This window comes from Oleiphilus messinensis (genome assembly GCF_002162375.1).
Taxonomy (GTDB): Bacteria; Pseudomonadota; Gammaproteobacteria; order Pseudomonadales; family Oleiphilaceae; genus Oleiphilus; species Oleiphilus messinensis.
The window spans coordinates 2,298,916-2,317,429 of sequence record NZ_CP021425.1; the positions used below are offsets into that span (position 1 = coordinate 2,298,916).

The following is an 18,514-nucleotide window of genomic DNA, read 5'->3' on the forward strand; positions in this document are numbered from 1 at the left end:
CTATGATGGTTCAGAGTGTGTCAGCTCACCTCTGAGATTCGTGCCAAACTTCTCTCTCACGTCAGTGTATGTCAGGTTTTTGCTCAACAGATAGTGAAGTTTTGCCAAAGCTGCTTCTGGTGTCATGTCGTTACCTGAAATGACGCCAGCGCGTTCCAATGCTTGGCCGGTGGCGTAGCCGATCATGTTAACACTACCGCGTAAACATTGTGTGCAGTTTACAACAACAATGTTTTTGCGTTTGGCTTCCACCAATTGGTCAATCAATAGGGGGTCTTGAGGCGCGTTTCCGACGCCATAGGTTAACATGACGATTGCTTTTACCGGGTACTCAAGCAGGTTCGCCAACATATCGCAACTGAAGCCGGGGTAAAGACTGACAATTGCGATTGGCTGGTGCTGAATAGTGGATATTTTTAGGTTCTCGAGCGGGGGCTCTGATATAAGTGTCGGATCGACTTTGATTTTTATGCCCGCTTCGAGCAATGGCTCAAAGTTGGGAGAATCAAATGCATTAAACCCATCTGCATAAACCTTTCGGGATCGGTTTCCTCTGAAGAGTTTGTTATTAAAAAACAGAGTGACTTCGGGAATTGGATAGTTTGCAGCAATGTACAATGCATTGAGTAAGTTTGTCTGGCCATCGGAGCGGAGTTCTGAGAGTGGTATCTGGGAACCGGTAATAATGACCGGCTTGCTCAGATTCTCGAACATGAATGACAATGCTGAAGCAGTATAAGCCATGGTGTCCGTTCCATGAAGAATAATAAATCCGTCATAGTGGCTGAATCGGGATTGGATGTCTTCTGCAATGACTTGCCAGTGGGTTGGTGCCATGTCGGCAGAATCGATGAGATCGGGATACTCATTGAACGTATAAGTCAGCATCTCCGGGCGATGGAACTCCGACTTTTCGCCGAGAATTTCCCCCAAAAAGCCTGATTTGGGCACATAGCCATCGGAAGACGCGTGCATCCCAATGGTGCCGCCCGTGTAAGCAATGTAAATATGTTTCCGCATTGATGGAATATCCTGAATACAGTGGCGTGTCTATTCAGTATATGCTAAGCAGGCGTTAGGGAATGCCCAAAACGGGTGCAAGTTCAGACGGGCCTGCCGGATTCTAGTCGACTCCACTTGAGAGCGGCAGTCGTTGGCAATTACTTTAATCCGGCAGGAAAAGACAGGTGTTACTTCAGGTTTTTAGCCTGGAAGGCTGCATTCCCGGTATACGTTGCCGGCGTGAGCGCCAGCAAGGTTTCCTTGGCATCTTGTGGAATGTCCAATGACTCGATAAATGCTTTCAAAGTTTCTTCTGTCATCGCTTTGCCTCGGGTCAGGGATTTCAGTTTCTCATAGGCATTTTCAATGTTGAAGCGGCGCATTACGGTCTGAATCGGTTCTGCAAGTACTTCCCAGCTTGCGTTCAAATCTTCTGCTAAACGAGTTGGGTTGATTTCCAGTTTGCTGATGCCTTTTAACGTGGCATGATAGGCAATCAAAGAATACCCCATGCCCAATCCCAGATTGCGCAGTACTGTGGAATCGGTCAGATCACGCTGCCACCTGGAGATCGGGAGCTTGGCTGACAGGTGATTCATAAGTGCATTCGCCACCCCCAGATTGCCCTCGGAATTTTCGAAATCAATCGGGTTAACTTTGTGGGGCATGGTTGATGAGCCCACTTCTTTGTCATTGGGCTTTTGTTTGAAATAGCCAAGGGAAATGTAACCCCAGACATCGCGGTCAAAATCGATCAGAACCGTATTGAAACGGGCTATGATATCGAATAATTCAGCGATGTAGTCATGGGGCTCAATTTGAGTGGTGTAGGGGTTCCAGGTTAACCCCAGGCCTTCGACAAAATCTTTGGAAAAGGCTAGCCAGTCCAGTTTCGGGTAGGCGGACAGGTGTGCATTAAAGTTTCCAACTGCTCCGTTGATTTTGCCCAGCAGTTCGATGTTGTCCAGTTGCTTGAGTTGGCGCTGCATGCGCGCAACGACGTTGGCCAGTTCCTTGCCCACGGTGGTAGGTGAAGCGGTTTGACCATGGGTTCTTGAGAGCATCGGTTCATCAGCGTACTGTTCCGCCAGGACCGCGATGGCTTCAGTCGTCTTGTCCATCGTGGGGCGAAGTACGTCGTTTAGTCCACCGGACAGCATTAAAGCATGAGAAAGGTTGTTGATGTCTTCAGAGGTGCAGGCAAAATGGACAAATTCTCTTACTGCATTCAGTTCAGGCGTGTCCTGAATATGTTCCTTAATCAGATATTCAACTGCTTTGACATCATGGTTGATTTCAGATTCAATTGCTTTGACACGCTCTGCGTGGGCTTCGGAGAATCCGGTAACCAGTTCTTCAAGCTTGGCATTTGCAGCGTCGGAGAAGGGCGGTACTTCCGTAATTTCGGGGTGGTTGGACAGGGCTTGTAGCCACCGCACTTCCACTTTCACCCTGTTTCGAATCAATCCGTATTCGCTGAAGTGGTTTCGCAAATCCGCTGTTTTTGATCCGTATCTGCCATCAATCGGGGAAAGGGCGGTAAGTGCATTTAACTGCATGTTCTTTCTCTCGCTGCGTGTGTGAATAAAAAGGCGTTAATTTTACTCTTTTTTAACGCTTACGTCAGGTTAATGCGCGTTAAATATTCCGAACCTGCTTTTCGGCGCATTCGGCCAGTGCTTTGCGTTTGAACAGGAGTTGCCAGCGCCGGCCGCCAACTTGCCGCCACAGCATTGCACTTCGTATGCCGGCCAGTAACAGGGCACGAATCTTTGCTGCATTCTCTTCGACTTGTAAATGATTGGGCTGCCCGACGACCTGAATACGTAAGTTGAATGTGCTGATGGTATCGGTATAGATCGATGCCAGGTTTTCGATTATGTTTGGGTGATAGCCCCCAAAGTGCTCTTTTTGTTCGGTTGCTTGTGCGAGTCGTTTACTGATCACACTGAGCAGGTCTTGTCGCTTTTTTAACTTGTTTTCCAGGTGAACCAGGCTGAGTGCATAGCGAATGGTTTCAACATTCTGGCTTTTATTGTTCTTGTCCAGTGCTGCGAGCAACTCTCTTAAGCCGAGCCGTATATCATGGGCTTGTCCGAAAACCCCGATTGTATCGGCAGGGTTGATTACAAACAGGCTGTTAAGGCTGGTTTCGAAAAATTGAGGCGCACAGCTTCCGTTGTGAGCAATTTGTTGTACCAGTGAAGCGGCTTGAAATATTCCAGCCAGTGCGATGGTTTGATCAACAGTTGTATAACTCAAGGTAAACTCGTTCTCGTCGGCTTTAAATGTCTTTATACGTAGGGCGAACAGAATCAGTTCGGTGAATTGCTTGCTTTCTCGATGATCCCGCCACCGAGACAGACTTCACCATCATAAAACACAACATATTGGCCCGGTGTAACGGCCCGTTGCGGCGCGTTGAATTCGACCATAAATAAAGTTTGGCCTCCACTATCCACCGGTTTAATCATACACTCTTGATCAGGTTGTCGGTAGCGAACTTTGGCGGTCAACTGTTTGCTGAAGTCCGGCTGGTCATTTATCCAGTCGATTTGGCCTGTGAAAAGATATTTGGCGAACAGTAGCGGATTATTTTTCCCTTGAACAACCAGTAACTCGTTGTTTGTCAAATCTTTGCCGGCAACATACCAAGGGGATTCGGTGTAATTTTTCAGACCACCGATACCTAACCCTTGCCTTTGACCTATTGTGTGATACATCAATCCTTGGTGCTGGCCAATGATATCTCCATGCTCTGTGCGAATGTTACCGGGTTGTGCTGGTAGATACTGTTTCAGGAAATCGCTGAATTTTCGTTCTCCAATGAAGCAGATGCCTGTGGAATCTTTCTTGTCGTGAGTGATCAGACCCTCTTCCACCGCCAGTTTACGCACTTGAGGCTTCTCCAGATGTCCCACTGGAAACAGTGTTTCAGCAATGCGATGTCCATTCACGGCATGCAGAAAATAGCTTTGATCCTTGTTAGGGTCGAGTCCTTTAAGTAATTCAGCCCTGGATAGTGAGTCCGCGTTTTCAGTGGTGTTTGCTGGCGGTATGTCCCTAGAGCGAACATAGTGTCCTGTTGCAATGTAGTCAGCACCAAGTGTGTGGGCGTAATCCAGAAATGCTTTAAACTTGATTTCTTTATTGCAGAGTATATCCGGATTGGGTGTTCGGCCTGCACGATACTCGGTCAGGAAATGCTCAAAAACATTGTCCCAATACTCTGCTGCAAAACTTGCAGTGTGCAGTTTTATACCCAGTGTGTCACTGACTTTTTGTGCATCCTCAAGGTCTTGCATTGCAGTGCAGTACTCGGTGCCATCGTCTTCATCCCAGTTTTTCATAAACAGGCCTTCTACCTGGTACCCTTGTTGTTTCAATAGAAGGGCAGAAACAGATGAATCGACTCCGCCGGACATACCGACGATGACACGTGTATCAGATGCAGGTTTGTTGCTCACTTTCGACTCGTATAGATTGGAAAACAGGGGGCGAATTGTATCACTTGTTCCGTAGAAAAAGTACCTCGGCCCCGCTGGTTTGCTCCTCTCAGCAGGGCCTTAAGCCAACTGGGTGGCTGCAAAGTCATCAATTACAGACAAGGGGTAGCGTTTTCCTGCGAGGTAATCATCTATGCACCTCAAAACCAACGGGCTACGGAGCCTTTCTGAATCTTTGGTGAGGCGCTCGTAATCCAGCCATCGAGGGCCAATGATACCCGTATCGTATTGCTCGGAAACTTGCTCGAGCGCTTCTGCGATAAAGCAAAACCGGTAATAGGTTTGTCGATTGCTGGGTGCTCGATAGGTATAAATTCCCAGGAAATTTTCGACGTGGATAGTCCAACCTGTTTCCTCAAGGGTTTCCCGGTGCACGGCATCAATAATCCGTTCATGTTCTTCGATGTGTCCCGCGGGCTGGTTGATAACAGTTTGCCCCTCACTGGTTTCTTCAACAAGGAGAAATTCCCCCTTTTTTTCACAAATAACGGCTACGGTCGCATGTGGCATCCATATCATGATCTTGTACCTGTGCTGGTTAGAATGGTCAGTGGCGTTTAAATTTTGAATGGTTTTTTCTTGTTGCTTTGTTTGGTCGCATTCCTGTCCGGTAGTCGGGTTTGGCAGGCCTTCCACCTTCCGGAACGTTGATATTGATTACATGGAATTCGCCGGGGGACAGCTGATCCAGATTCCAGTCCCCCACTCGATACCGGTAAAGTCGTAATGTTGGAAAGCCCACCGCTGCGGTCATTCGGCGAACCTGTCTATTTCGGCCTTCAGTAATCGTCAACTCAAGCCAGCTGTCGGTAATGTTTTTTCTGGTGCGGACGGGGGGATCCCGGTTCGGGATGACGGGGGTGTTAATTCTCCGGGCTTTCGCAGGAAGCGTCGGGCCATCATTGAGTTCAATGCCATTGCGGAGTTGTTGCAAGGCATTATCTGAAATTGATCCTTCGACTTGAACCCAATACGTTTTCGGCTGTTTATTTCGGGGGTGGGCAATTTGATTTTTCAGGTAACCGCTGTCGGTAAGTAGCAGTAGCCCTTCGGAGTCGTAGTCCAGGCGGCCAATCGAGTAAACATTGTTAAATTGAATGTATTCTGCAAGTGTTTTTCGTCCTTCTTTATCGGTGAATTGCGATAGCACTTGATAGGGCTTATTAAAAATTACCAGTTTGGCCACGTTCTGAGATAAGTCCGATAAAAGTTGAGTTGATTGAAGAATCGAGCAATTTTGGCAAAGCTGTACTTATTGCGTAAACGAGCTGTACCGGAAGTCAGTGTAACATATTCGGAAATTTGTAATAAAATCCGCGGTTGAATGATGTACGTTTGGCGATTTGTAATAAAATTAAAATATGATGAAAGGCTTACGCGTTTATCGTTATGTTTGAATGAGCGTTTACGCTTGGGGTCGTATATGTGTCTATCTTTTTGACCGTGCCTTTTTCGACGATAGTTATCATATGATAAGGGAGTGAAAAATGGGATACCTAAAGATCAAAGTTCCGGCTGACGGCGACAAAATTACCGTCAATGCCGATCTTTCCCTGACCGTGCCAAACCATCCAATTATTCCGTATATTGAGGGGGATGGTATTGGTGTGGACGTGACGCCACCGATGCTTAGCGTTGTAAATGCAGCCGTAGAAAAAGCATATGGCTCCAAGAAAGCGATTGCCTGGATGGAGATTTATGCTGGTGAGAAAGCTACCCGGATTTATGGGCCCGATGTGTGGTTGCCAGAGGAAACCCTCGACGCGTTGACTGAGTTTTCTGTGGGCATAAAAGGCCCGCTAACAACCCCTGTAGGCGGGGGAATAAGAAGCCTGAATGTGGCGCTGCGGCAGGAACTGGATCTCTATGTTTGCCAGCGTCCGGTGCGCTGGTTCAAGGGGGTGCCGAGCCCGGTTAATAATCCCGAGAAAACGGATATGGTTATTTTCCGGGAAAATTCTGAAGATATCTACGCGGGGATAGAGTGGCAGGCCGACAGTCCGGAGGCCAAGAAGTTGATCAACTTTCTGCGGGATGAAATGGGGGTTACCAAAATTCGGTTTCCCGAAGGGTGTGGTATCGGTATTAAGCCGGTTTCAGAAGAAGGAACCAAGCGTCTCGTCCGTAAAGCCATCCAGTACGCAATAGACAATGATAAAGACTCTGTGACCCTTGTTCACAAGGGCAACATCATGAAATTCACCGAAGGTGCGTTCAAAGACTGGGGTTATGAGCTTGCCAGAGAGCGGTTTGGTGCCAAGCCTTTGGACGGTGGTCCCTGGCATGTATTCCAGAACCCGGTGACCGGGAAAGATATTGTCATAAAAGATGTAATCGCAGATGCTTTTCTTCAGCAGATACTCATGCGTCCTGAAGAGTACAGTGTAATAGCGACGCTCAACCTGAACGGTGATTACATCTCCGATGCACTCGCAGCGGAGGTCGGTGGAATAGGTATTGCACCTGGAGCAAATATCGGCGGTAGTGTCGCTTTGTTTGAAGCAACTCATGGTACTGCACCAAAATATGCAGGACAAGATAAAGTGAATCCAGGCTCTTTGATACTTTCAGCAGAGATGATGTTGCGTCATTTGGGATGGGCAGAGGCTGCAGATCTTATTCTCAAAGGGGTAGAGGGTGCGATTGAAGCTAAAACGGTTACATATGATTTTGAGCGTTTGATGCCGGATGCAACGCTCCTGAAAGCTTCAGAATTTGGCGATGCTATCATTGCCAAAATGGGGCGTTAAGTGAATTTTAATGGAAAAACTGTTTGCATTTCTATAATGGTGCACTAATATGAAGCATAAGTAAGCCGTATGACACAGGGCTTAGTGTCACAGGGCTTACTTAGTGCTAGGATCGGCTTTTCGAGCACGAGCATGATCGACCGGTCTCACACCCAGCGGTATGTGATCAGGCGGCAGCGTAGTCTTTTATGCCACTAATTCAGTGCTCAACCAGAAACGAGTTATTTCGGGTTTGTCGCGCTTTGACTTGATCAAAGGGTGCAAAGGTTTCATATGCCAACAAGTCACTGTTTGGGTGCTAATCACGGTGAAATTGTCAGTTTAGTCAGGCACTGAGCGCTTCACGAGTTTCCTCATGTATCGTTGCTTGCGGCGAACCGGGGGGGCTGTTATCTGAAGTCATGTTACCTTGGCTCGTATCGGCGTGTTCGGCTGATGTTTCCGATACTTCGCCGGCTACGGCAACAATATTAATTGCATGAGTCCCTTTATTGCTCGGCTGTTTTTCAAATTCAACGGCTTGTCCGGCTTTCAGGGTCTTATATCCTTCCATTTGAATGGAAGAGAAATGTGCGAACAGATCCTCTGTTCCTCCGTCTTCAATAATGAAGCCATATCCTTTTGCATTGTTGAACCACTTTACTTTACCTAAAGGCATGATCGACTCCCTTGTCCATCTCTATTGTGAACAGACTGTGCCCATTCAGTTTTATTTTTATATGTTGACTTTCAATTTTTATTATAGCCCTTACTTTTGACTATTAGAGTGCGATAGTCAAGCGAAACTCGTCCGATTTAAACAAATTTATTCTTGTAAATTTCCTCGTAACTCGGGAATAATGCTGAGTGATAGTTGTCTAAGCAGTGGATTGCCGAAATCAGCTGTGTTAATAGTGAGGGTGTCATCAAAATGTGCGCGTTTCTCGAGTAGCTGCGAGCATTTTGAGGGCAAGTTAGCAGGATAGGTAACAAGAAAAGAAGTGGCTTCTATTAATTGGGTGTAACTTCTGTTAACCGGCGGGTACTCTGTAAATGGAATGTTTGGCTCAAGGGACTGTTAATGTGCTGGGAGGTTGATTAAACAAGTGTTGTGTTTTGGCGGGTAAACGCTTAAGTGACTGACCGCGCCGTATCAGCAGACGTTATATTTGAAATGGGTTTGTTTTACGGGGTTGTTTAGTGTGCCAACGTAGGGCTCTTTCGGGAATGTCCGCATAATACACAAACATTAAAATTTTATTAAAAGTTGCAAAATTTAGTTGGGCGACAATGAGTATTTTTGGAAATAGTCTACTAATATTAAATCAGAATGGTGATCAAGAGGACCATCAAGGCGGAGAGGGCGGAGTCGCTCTGTCCTACAGTAAACCGGCGTTAAAGAAGCCTTCGTTATACAAGGTGGTGATGATTAATGATGATTACACGCCCATGGATTTTGTTGTGGAAGTGTTAATGACATTTTTTGCCATGAATGAAGAAAAAGCCACGCAGATTATGCTGGCTGTGCATACGCAGGGGAAAGCTGTTTGCGGCATTTATACTCGGGACATAGCAGAAACAAAAGCTGCGCAGGTCAATCAATACTCGTCTGAGTGTGAGCACCCGTTGTTGTGCGAGATTGAGAGAGCAGACTAAAAGAATTTGGGGTGAGATATGCTGAGTAAAGACCTCGAACTGACACTTAATGCTGCCTTTAAGTGTGCACGTGATAAGAGACACGAATTCATGACGGTAGAGCATCTGTTATTGGCTCTGCTAGACAATGAGGCAGCGGCGAAGGTTTTGGTCGCCTGTGGTGCTGACGTTGATCGTCTGAAAGATGAGCTGACAGAGTTTGTCGATTCCACAACGCCACTGATTCCCAGTGATGACAGTGAACGGGAAACCCAACCTACGCTTGGGTTTCAGCGCGTGTTACAGCGAGCTGTTTTTCACGTCCAGTCTTCCGGTAAAAAGGAAGTGACAGGTGCCAATGTGATCGTGGCGATTTTCAGCGAACAGGAAAGTCAGGCTGTGTATGTGCTGAAAAAACAAAATATTGCCCGAATCGATGTGGTCAATTTTATTTCCCACGGTATTTCCAAGGTGCCTGGGCACCATGATCAGGAGTCGCCTGAGAGCGAACACCAGGAAGAAGGGGTGGAAGAAAGTAGTGCTTCCAATCCGCTTGAATCCTATGCCACAAATCTCAATGAGCAAGCCAAGCAAGGGCGTATTGACCCTTTGATTGGGCGTGAGAAAGAGGTTGAACGTGTTGTTCAAATTCTGTCCCGGCGACGTAAAAACAATCCGCTATTGGTTGGTGAGGCGGGTGTCGGAAAAACAGCAATCGCAGAAGGTCTGGCCAAACAGATCGTGGATGGTAATGTACCCGAGGTGATGGAAGATGCAGTTGTCTTTTCACTGGATCTTGGCGCTTTGCTTGCGGGTACAAAATACCGGGGTGACTTTGAGAAACGGTTTAAGGCGCTGTTGGCGGAATTGAAGAAAAAGCAGCATTCGATTCTGTTTATTGACGAGATACATACAATCATTGGAGCGGGTTCAGCATCCGGTGGTGTGATGGATGCTTCCAACTTGCTCAAACCGCTGTTGAGTTCAGGTGAAATTCGATGTATCGGTTCGACTACATTCTCGGAGTTTCGCGGTATTTTCGAGAAAGACAGCGCGCTGGCGCGTCGTTTCCAGAAAATTGATGTTGTTGAGCCGAATGTTGAAGATACCTATCAGATATTGAAGGGATTGAAGTCTCAATTTGAGAAACATCATGACCTGAAATATACGGACAAGGCCTTAAGGGCTGCCGCAGAGCTGGCAGATCGTTACATCACTGATCGGCATTTGCCCGACAAGGCTATTGATGTAATCGATGAGGCCGGAGCGAGTCAGCGCCTGAAAACCTCAGCGAAACGTAAGAAAGTGATTGGCGTTTCAACCATTGAGGATATTGTGGCAATGATTGCTCGAATTCCGCCAAAAAATGTTTCCACGTCTGACAAAGATGTACTGCGGAACCTTGAGCGTGATCTGAAAATGGTGGTGTTTGGCCAGAATGAGGCAATCGTATCGCTGGCAACAGCGATCAAAATGTCCCGGGCTGGTTTAAAGTCGCCGGATAAGCCTGATGGTGCATTTTTGTTTTCCGGTCCAACTGGTGTCGGTAAAACCGAGGTGACCAAGCAGTTGGCCAAGGTGATGGGGATTGAGTTGGTTCGCTTTGATATGTCTGAGTATATGGAGCGCCACACCGTGTCGCGGTTGATTGGTGCGCCCCCGGGATATGTTGGCTACGATCAAGGTGGGTTGCTCACTGAGGCGATCAACAAGAGTCCGCATTGTGTTCTGTTGCTGGATGAAATCGAGAAAGCGCATCCTGAAGTGTTTAATTTGTTGTTGCAGGTTATGGATCATGGAACGCTAACGGACAATAATGGTCGTAAAGCTGATTTTCGGCATGTAATTCTGGTGATGACAACGAATGCTGGGGCAGATGTTATTAGTCGTCGCTCAATTGGCTTTAGTGAGCAGGATCATAGCTCGGATGGTACTGAGGCGATAAACAAGTTGTTTACACCCGAGTTTCGTAATCGCCTTGATGCCATTATCCAGTTTGCTCCATTGTCACGCACAACGATTACCCATGTGGTGGATAAATTCCTCGTTGAGCTACAGGCTCAGTTGGATGATAAGCGTGTTCAGTTGCATGTGGATGATGAAGCGAAGGTGCTGCTTGCTGAGCGTGGTTATGATGATCGGATGGGGGCCAGACCGATGTCACGCCTGATACAGGAAGTTCTGAAGAAGCCTTTGGCGGAAGAGATACTTTTTGGTGAGCTCACTGAGGGTGGTGGAGATGTTCATGTTTACGTGAAAGATGGTGAAATTAAATATGACGTCGAAAAGGTTGCTGTGGCTGAGGCAGATTAACGCCATGGGCATTCAGGCCTGCTTGGAGCTGTTATTACGTTAAGCAGACAGAAAAACCGGAAAACAAAACAGGGGGCATAGGCTCCCTGTTTTGTTTTCCGGCTCTGCTTTGGTCTCAGGCTCTCAAGCGTGCGCTTGAGTCTGATGAAGCCTCAACGTGCGCGGTAGACAATGCGGCCTTTGCTAAGGTCGTATGGCGTCAGTTCGACCTTAACTTTGTCGCCAGTCAGGATTCTGATGTAGTTTTTGCGCATTTTTCCTGAAATATGTGCAGTGACCACGTGACCGTTTTCGAGTTCAACTCTGAACATTGTGTTTGGAAGCGTATCAACAATAGTGCCTTCCATTTCAATCACATCTTCTTTTGCCATTCAGCAGAAACCTCTGTGTAGCTAATCGATTAGGGTTAAATATTCTGTCTCAGGAGGTGTTAAAGTGGGGGTAAGCGGTCTTGATGAACCCTGGTCACTTTGACCCTCGCTTAAAAAGCCGCCATTTTGCCTGAAAAGTTGGTGTTTGGCAAAGAATTCGACACTAAATCCGCAACCATTGTTCCTTAACAAGGAGTTCGATTGGCCGATATTTTATTTTATAGCTCATTTTGGGGCAGGTTTTAATCCAATAGCCAAGATATAAATAGGGCTTTTTCCGTCGCTGGGTTTCTTCGATTGCCCAAAGTACGGAATATACACCAGGGCTCAAGTGCTCCAGGTCTGGGTCAAAAAATGTATAGATGGCAGAGAGTCCATCTTGCAATTCATCAACAACACTAACGGCCATAAGGCACCCACCATGCCAAAACTCTACAAAAAGGGTCGTTCCGGTGGCAGAGGTCAGGAATGATTCATATTGTTCCCGGCTGGGCGGAAACATATCACCGTCGGAATGCCGAATAGTAATATAGCGCTCATAGAGCCGGTAGTGTTCTTCCCGGTAATCCGGGCGTCGAGTGATGACTGTGCATTCGCTATTCCGGTTCAGGCAGCGCTTCTGCGAGCGATTGGGTTTAAAGTCCGTGACAGGAACTCTTGCCGGAATGCATGCATTACAGTTCTGGCAATGAGGGCGATAGTAGTGGCTCCCGCTCCGTCGAAAGCCAAGTTGAGAAAGTTGGGTATAAAGCTGATTGTCGACATGCGCACGGGGATCCACAAACATTGTCGTAGCGTGTTGATCCTCCAGGTAGCTGCAATCATGCTCTGGAGTTGCATAGAAGATAAGGGTATGAAGGCTGGTCATGTTGACATAATATTACCAGTGCCAAGTAAATTTCCACTCGGAAATGGGTGACGATTTCACAATTTCTTTTCTGAGTATAGTCAAAAACCGTTCCCGTGAAACAGGGTATGCGCCCAAGGTACCAAGATGGGGATTCTCAAGCTGACAGTCGATCAAGGCGAAGCCCCAATCGGTTAGTTGTTTCACCAAGTGCACAAAGGCGATTTTGGACGTGTCTGATTGGTGTGAAAACATTGACTCACCGAAAAAACAAGGTCCAATGCTGACGCCGTAAAGCCCACCTACCAATTTTTCCCCTATCCACACTTCAAACGAGTGTGCCACGCCAATTGCATTCAGGCGAATATAGGCCTGGATCATTTCCTCTGTAATCCAGGTACCGCTGCTGTTTTTCCGGCGTCCCGCGCAGGCGCGGATTACCCGCTCAAACTCAGTATCAATACGAATTTCATAATCGCGTTTGTTGAGGCGTTTGCGCAGTGATTTTGAGATATGCAGGTGCTCGTCGTCAATCAGGCAGCGCGGCTCTGGAGACCACCATAGTATGGGTTGGTCTTTTTCGAACCAGGGGAATATACCGTGACTGTAGGCGTTGATCAGTCGTTTAGGTGAAAGATCGCCCCCTGCCGCGAGAAGGCCATTGGGATCTTTTAGGGCGTTTTCTGGCAGCGGGAAGGGGGTTTGGTCGCTATCAAGCCAAACGATGTCACCCATAGTGATGTGTGTTCCTGACTATTTTTTGAGGGTGTGTCCACCCACCAAGACGCTGGCATTCAATCCGCTGAGTTGGTGGGTTTGCGATTATTTGCGAGTTGGCTATTCGTCTAGAAACTTCTCTGCGTCGAGTGCAGCCATACAGCCGAAGCCTGCTGAGGTGACGGCTTGACGGTAGACTTGATCGGTAACATCTCCCGCAGCAAAAACACCGGGAATGCTCGTCGAGGTGGCATTGCCATCACGGCCAGCGTTAATGTTGATGTAGCCGTTATTCATATCCAGTTGGTCTGAGAATATCTCCGTATTTGGCTTGTGGCCAATGGCAATGAACACACCAGCAAGCTCCAAGTCCTGAGTTTCGCCGGATTCGTTGCTCTTCACGCGCATACCGGTTACGCCAGTGGCGTCGCCGAGCACTTCATCGAGTGTGTGGTTCCAGAGTATCTTGATTTTGCCTTCCTTCTCGCGCTCGAAAAGTTTGTCTTGCAAAATCTTCTCTGCGCGGAGCTTGTCTCGACGGTGAACCAGGGTCACCTCGCTCGCAATGTTGGCCAGGTACAGCGCTTCTTCAACTGCTGTGTTGCCGCCACCGATTACCGCAACTTTCTGTTTTTTGTAGAAGAAGCCATCGCAAGTGGCACAGGCACTCACTCCGTTACCGGCAAATTTTTCTTCTGATTCCAGCCCGAGGTACTGTGCTGAGGCACCGGTAGCGATTATGAGGGCATCGCAAGTGTACTCGCCCGCGTCTCCTGTTAATCGAAAAGGTCGTTCCTGAAGATTGGCGGAATTAATGTGGTCATACACTATTTCGGTTTCGAAGCGCTCGGCATGTTGTTGCATGCGTTGCATCAGCTCTGGGCCTTGAACGCCCATTGCATCGCCCGGCCAGTTATCGACATCAGTGGTTTGTGTGAGTTGGCCACCCGCCTGCATCCCCGTAATGATGACCGGGTTCAGGTTGGCTCTCGCAGCATAAACTGCTGCGGTGTAACCCGCAGGCCCCGAGCCGAGAATGATTAATCTGGCGTGTTTGGTCTCACTCATAAACTGTATCCACCTGTTCGTTGGTCATAAAATGCATTTAAAAAAACAATGCTTAAATGGGTTAAAAACTAAAGATGGGGGACAATAGCACGATTTCAAGCGCTTATAGAATCGATTCAACCAATAATTTGTATTGGGAAAGCGAATCATGGCGCGGTCAATCTCGGGGTGTTGTGTTTCACATTGCCTGGAGACACTGGCCCAATGGAATTTCTTTTGTTCTAGGTTTTTGAGTAGAGTGGTACCTCTGTGAGGATTTTGTTTGAGAGTGGTGTGCCGAGTTGGGAGCTGGATGGATTGATCCGGTGTTCCACGACGTTGGCAAGAATGGCCTGGACATCTTCTGGTAGCACATAATCTCGATTGTCGATTAAAGCCCAGGCCTTTGCCGCTTTGACCAGGGCCAGTCCACCTCTGGGAGAAAGGCCGGTGTGCTGACCGAGTTTTTCCCGAGTGTATTCGATTATATTTTGAACGTAGTCGAGCAGGGTATCGGACACGCTAACCTTTTTCACGGCATTGATGAGTTCTTTGAGTTGTTCCGGGGTGAGTGTTGGTGTGATGTGCTCGATCATATCCCGCCGGTTTTCCCCCTTGAGTATAGTGCGTTCTGCCTCTTTTGTCGGATAACCTAGCTGGATTCGCATAAAAAAACGGTCAAGTTGTGATTCCGGCAGGGGAAAGGTTCCCGATTGCTCTTGTGGGTTTTGCGTGGCGATAACGTAGAATGGTTCAGGGAGTGGTCTGGTTTTTCCATCAACTGAGACCTGGCGTTCCTCCATGGCTTCCAGTAGTGCACTTTGGGCTTTTGGCGTTGCCCGATTGATTTCATCTGCGAGAACGATTGATGCAAAAACGGGTCCTGGATGGAAGACAAATTCTTTCTTGTTGCTTTCAAAAATTGAAACGCCCAGTAAATCTGCTGGCAGTAAGTCGCTGGTGAACTGAATGCGGTTGTAGCTAAGATCCAGCGTGTTGGCTAGTGCGTGAGACAGTGTCGTCTTACCGAGTCCCGGAATGTCTTCAATGAGTAAATGCCCTTCGCACAGCAAACAGGTAAAAGCGAGCTTTACCTGCACCTCTTTGCCGAGCAATATATTGTTGATCTGTTCTAGTGTTCTACTGATTAGCGGGTTCATATCTTGATTTATGGATCCATCAGGTTTGGGTGACGAACAGCATGGATTACCGTGCTGTTTTCGAAGTAAACAGTAAAATCAGCATAACGCCAGCGGGTGATCGGTGGCTTGCCTCGAGCCTTCCCGATATCTTCAGGTTGACCCCACCGCGCGTTTACTTCCGCCATGGATAAGCCTTTATCAGGCAGTGTTGATGTTTGTCCGGAAGTATTGCTTGTCTCGCTATTTTGTTGGCCGATTGGAATAACAATTTTCTCGACAGTGATGATGGTTTCTACTGCAGTACTCCCATCTGCCCTGGGCACCGCCGGTTCCTGCGCTTGTGCTTCGAGCGCTGACATACTTGCCAGCATGGAAAGCATAGTGAGTGCTGAAGTTGTCGTTAAGCGTCTAGGTCTCCGGTGATCAAAAAAATGGGCGCTTTTCTCAGTGTCAGTATGGGGCATGGCAGTCACTCCTCATCGAATTTGTTTTCGGAATGCCGTTGCAGGTCTTGACGTTGCTGTTGTGTGATAAACCGTGCCAGGAACTGCTGTTGACGGGGATCCATATCGAGAAACTCGAGTCTGAGTGTAAACTGGTTCTGTGCTAGCCCTTGGTCAGGATACATCGGGTTGGTTTTTTTGCAGAGAATTACCTTGCAGAAAGACAGAATTACCGTTGCTTGGGGGATCAGAATGAGCTTCAGTGCGACGATTTGATTCTCAGGGTAGGGGGTGGAGTGACGTAGCTTGAGTCCGCCCTCACTCAGGTTTATCAAATGGTGTTCCGTCTCATAGCCTGGCAGCTGTTGTTGAAGCAGAGTCTGTGCCAGCAAATCAATTTTCTTATCGATGGACTTCAAATACTGAGCTAGATTTTTATCTTTTTCCTGAATTTGTCGGAGAAAAATTTGGCTTTCCTGTTCAATTTTTTGCAGTTCATTGTGTAATTCAAATGCAGGAGGCAAGTCAAATAGCGTGCTCAAATATTGGAAGGCATCTTCGCGTTGCAGGTTATTTTCATGAATTGGCTGAATTTCTATCGAAGCCCGACACGAAACGCGGTAGAATTCCCGCCGGTCTTGATCGGTTGTTGGTGGCATCATAGATTCTGTTTGCTGACAAATTGCGATTAACCTAAGTGTAGCAGCATCAGTGCATCTTGACGTTAGGATTTGTTAATACAGTCTGGTCTGCTTCGGAGATTTCGGTCACCGCTCCATGACTGTTGCGCAAAATATGGATTAATTTGTTTATGTTCCGACCTTATCCGGTGTTTATCGGCCTGCGTTATACGGCCGCAAAGCGGAAAAACCATTTTATCTCGTTTATTTCCATGACCTCGATGTTGGGGTTGATGTTGGGTGTTTGTGTTTTGATCACGGTGTTGTCCGTTATGAACGGGTTTGATCGTGAACTGCAACAGCGCATTTTAGGTATGGTTCCCCATGCTACAGTACGCGCTTACACCGCAATGGATAATTGGCAGGAATTGGACAAAGTATTAACCGAGCAACCCAAGATTATTGCGGCAGCCCCGTATCTTCAAGCGGAAGCCATGGTGACACATCAGGGGCAGGTGAGCGGTATTATGGTTAACGGTATTGATCCTGAGCAAGAGGCTGAGGTATCTATCATCCAGGATCACATGCAAGAAGGGACGCTATCGGATCTGGATTCCGGTGCCTTCGAAGTCATAATTGGTGAGATCTTAGCTCGCTCTCTTCGCGTTGGAGTGGGGGACAAGGTAACGATTGTTTTTCCGGAAGCAGCTATTACCCCAGCTGGCGTATTCCCTCGGATGAAGCGCTTCACAGTCGCTGGAATATTCGCGGTAGGGGCGGAATTGGACGCGTCTTTGATTGTGACCCATATGGATGATTTGGCTAAAGTCATGCGCATACCCGGAAAAGTCAGTGGCATGCGGATAAAAGTTGAAGACTTGTTTGAGGCGCCGCGGATTGCGTGGGACATTGCAACCACGTTAGGAGGGCAATACTACGCCACGGATTGGACACGAACCCACGGTAATTTATTCCAAGCGATTAAAATGGAAAAAACCATGATTGGGTTGTTATTGATGATGATTGTCGCTGTTGCTGCATTCAATATCGTATCCACCCTTGTCATGGTGGTGACAGATAAAAAAGCTGATATCGCAATATTGAGAACAATCGGCGCAAAACCGGGTGATATCATGGCAGTTTTTGTGGTTCAGGGCGCGATAATTGGTGTAGTCGGGAATATTGTTGGCACCATCGCGGGTGTCCTGTTGGCCTTAAACGTCAGTGACATAATTAAGGGGCTGGAGAAGTTACTCGGGCATAAATTTCTTGATGCTAATGTTTATTTCATTAGCTATCTTCCATCACAGTTGCTGTGGTCGGATGTCGTGGTCATCTGTGGTGCGGGTTTGGTGATGAGTTTAGCGGCGACAATTTATCCGGCCTACCGCGCGTCAAAGGTCGACCCCGCAGATGCATTGAGGTATGAGTAATGGCAGTTTCACCTCGAATCGTATTATCCGGTCAAAATATCGAAAAGACTTACCTTGAGGGTAAAACACCGTTAACGATATTTTCGAATTTGCAGTTCGAATTGTTTTCGTCCGAGTTTGTTGCAATCGTCGGAAGCTCGGGGGCGGGCAAGACGACCTTGCTTAACATTCTGGGCGGGCTTGATAAGCCGACATCTGGTGATGTTTTAATCGGTGGGCAAAATGTGCATCGTTTGGCGGAGCGCAAACGTTGTCAGCTCCGTAATCGTGAAATTGGATTCGTGTATCAATTCCACCATTTACTCCCTGAATTTTCCGCGTTGGAAAATGTGGTGATGCCGGTGTTAGTCGGTAAGTCGATGAACCTCAAAACCGGTCGAGCGAAAGCGCAGGAATTGTTGGAGCGTGTCGGATTATCTGAGCGCTTGCATCATAAACCGGCTCAGCTTTCGGGTGGTGAGCGTCAGCGCGTTGCTATCGCGCGGGCGCTGGTAAATGATCCCAGTTGTGTTCTGATGGATGAGCCTACGGGCAACTTGGATGAGCACACTGCGCTCGAAGTGCAAGCATTGATGCAGGAGCTTATCGGCCAGTTTACGACCAGCTTCGTTGTTGTCACCCATGATTTGCACCTTGCGAAAACGGCTGATCGTATTTTCCGGCTTGAAACCGGGGTTTTAAAAGCAACAGACAAGAGTAGTTTTTAAAT

The 18,514-nt window shown here is 47.6% G+C and carries 19 protein-coding genes; 5 read left to right on the forward strand and 14 right to left on the reverse strand.

The window, feature by feature from the left end; genetic code table 11:
- From ansA to OLMES_RS10120, 6 genes are all read right to left on the reverse strand, one after another.
- Window positions 1-1,020 carry an asparaginase gene (gene ansA / locus OLMES_RS10095; protein WP_087461153.1) on the reverse strand — a complete coding sequence of 340 codons (1,020 nt, stop codon included), beginning with the start codon at window positions 1,018-1,020 and terminating at the stop codon, window positions 1-3.
- Window positions 1,021-1,190: 170 nt separating this feature from the next.
- Complete coding sequence (gene purB, locus OLMES_RS10100) at window positions 1,191-2,561, reverse strand: adenylosuccinate lyase (RefSeq protein WP_087461154.1); 1,371 nt, start codon at window positions 2,559-2,561, stop codon at window positions 1,191-1,193.
- A gap of 79 nt (window positions 2,562-2,640) precedes the next feature.
- Complete coding sequence (gene hflD / locus OLMES_RS10105; protein WP_087461155.1) at window positions 2,641-3,264, reverse strand: high frequency lysogenization protein HflD; 624 nt, start codon at window positions 3,262-3,264, stop codon at window positions 2,641-2,643.
- Between the two features lie 53 nt (window positions 3,265-3,317).
- Window positions 3,318-4,469, reverse strand: coding sequence for a tRNA 2-thiouridine(34) synthase MnmA (gene mnmA, locus OLMES_RS10110; protein WP_157678244.1), 1,152 nt, complete (start codon window positions 4,467-4,469; stop codon window positions 3,318-3,320).
- Window positions 4,470-4,568: 99 nt separating this feature from the next.
- Complete coding sequence (locus tag OLMES_RS10115; protein ID WP_087461156.1) at window positions 4,569-5,027, reverse strand: NUDIX hydrolase; 459 nt, start codon at window positions 5,025-5,027, stop codon at window positions 4,569-4,571.
- A 28-nt stretch (window positions 5,028-5,055) separates the two neighbouring features.
- The gene (locus tag OLMES_RS10120; RefSeq protein ID WP_087461157.1) at window positions 5,056-5,694 is read right to left on the reverse strand and encodes a pseudouridine synthase; all 639 of its coding nucleotides are present in this window, start codon (window positions 5,692-5,694) and stop codon (window positions 5,056-5,058) included.
- A gap of 301 nt (window positions 5,695-5,995) precedes the next feature.
- On the opposite strand from OLMES_RS10120, the gene icd reads away from it, so the two are divergent.
- Window positions 5,996-7,258 carry an NADP-dependent isocitrate dehydrogenase gene (gene icd, locus OLMES_RS10125; protein WP_087461158.1) on the forward strand — a complete coding sequence of 421 codons (1,263 nt, stop codon included), beginning with the start codon at window positions 5,996-5,998 and terminating at the stop codon, window positions 7,256-7,258.
- Window positions 7,259-7,583: 325 nt separating this feature from the next.
- Here icd and OLMES_RS28825 read toward each other — a convergent pair whose 3' ends face one another.
- On the reverse strand, window positions 7,584-7,916 hold the full coding sequence (locus OLMES_RS28825; RefSeq protein ID WP_087461159.1) for a cold shock domain-containing protein: 333 nt from the start codon (window positions 7,914-7,916) through the stop codon (window positions 7,584-7,586).
- A 611-nt stretch (window positions 7,917-8,527) separates the two neighbouring features.
- Here OLMES_RS28825 and clpS point away from each other — a divergent pair.
- Window positions 8,528-8,893, forward strand: a complete 366-nt coding sequence (gene clpS / locus OLMES_RS10135; RefSeq protein WP_087461160.1) for an ATP-dependent Clp protease adapter ClpS — start codon at window positions 8,528-8,530, stop codon at window positions 8,891-8,893.
- An 18-nt stretch (window positions 8,894-8,911) separates the two neighbouring features.
- Window positions 8,912-11,185, forward strand: a complete 2,274-nt coding sequence (clpA, locus tag OLMES_RS10140) for an ATP-dependent Clp protease ATP-binding subunit ClpA (protein WP_087461161.1) — start codon at window positions 8,912-8,914, stop codon at window positions 11,183-11,185.
- Window positions 11,186-11,337: 152 nt separating this feature from the next.
- On the opposite strand, the gene infA is transcribed toward clpA, so the two are convergent.
- From infA to OLMES_RS10175, 7 genes are all read right to left on the reverse strand, one after another.
- Window positions 11,338-11,556: a translation initiation factor IF-1 gene (infA, locus tag OLMES_RS10145; RefSeq protein ID WP_087461162.1), complete on the reverse strand. Its 219-nt coding sequence runs from the start codon at window positions 11,554-11,556 to the stop codon at window positions 11,338-11,340.
- Window positions 11,557-11,719: 163 nt separating this feature from the next.
- Window positions 11,720-12,424, reverse strand: a complete 705-nt coding sequence (locus tag OLMES_RS10150) for an arginyltransferase (protein ID WP_087461163.1) — start codon at window positions 12,422-12,424, stop codon at window positions 11,720-11,722.
- A gap of 12 nt (window positions 12,425-12,436) precedes the next feature.
- Entirely contained in the window at window positions 12,437-13,138 is a 702-nt protein-coding gene (gene aat / locus OLMES_RS10155) for a leucyl/phenylalanyl-tRNA--protein transferase (RefSeq protein WP_087461164.1), read from the reverse strand.
- Between the two features lie 102 nt (window positions 13,139-13,240).
- Complete coding sequence (gene trxB / locus OLMES_RS10160) at window positions 13,241-14,188, reverse strand: thioredoxin-disulfide reductase (protein WP_087461165.1); 948 nt, start codon at window positions 14,186-14,188, stop codon at window positions 13,241-13,243.
- Between the two features lie 221 nt (window positions 14,189-14,409).
- Window positions 14,410-15,327 (reverse strand): AAA family ATPase, encoded by a 918-nt coding sequence (locus OLMES_RS10165; RefSeq protein ID WP_087461166.1) that lies wholly within the window; start codon window positions 15,325-15,327, stop codon window positions 14,410-14,412.
- An 8-nt stretch (window positions 15,328-15,335) separates the two neighbouring features.
- Window positions 15,336-15,773 carry a hypothetical protein gene (locus OLMES_RS10170; protein WP_157678245.1) on the reverse strand — a complete coding sequence of 146 codons (438 nt, stop codon included), beginning with the start codon at window positions 15,771-15,773 and terminating at the stop codon, window positions 15,336-15,338.
- A gap of 5 nt (window positions 15,774-15,778) precedes the next feature.
- On the reverse strand, window positions 15,779-16,414 hold the full coding sequence (locus tag OLMES_RS10175; RefSeq protein ID WP_087461168.1) for a PilZ domain-containing protein: 636 nt from the start codon (window positions 16,412-16,414) through the stop codon (window positions 15,779-15,781).
- Window positions 16,415-16,563: 149 nt separating this feature from the next.
- Between OLMES_RS10175 and OLMES_RS10180 the strand changes: the two genes are divergently transcribed.
- Both OLMES_RS10180 and OLMES_RS10185 read left to right on the forward strand, forming a co-directional pair.
- Window positions 16,564-17,805: a lipoprotein-releasing ABC transporter permease subunit gene (locus OLMES_RS10180; protein ID WP_087461169.1), complete on the forward strand. Its 1,242-nt coding sequence runs from the start codon at window positions 16,564-16,566 to the stop codon at window positions 17,803-17,805.
- Entirely contained in the window at window positions 17,805-18,512 is a 708-nt protein-coding gene (locus tag OLMES_RS10185; RefSeq protein ID WP_087461170.1) for an ABC transporter ATP-binding protein, read from the forward strand. Before OLMES_RS10180 ends, OLMES_RS10185 begins: the two co-directional genes overlap by 1 nt.
- Window positions 18,513-18,514: the final 2 nt, after the last annotated feature.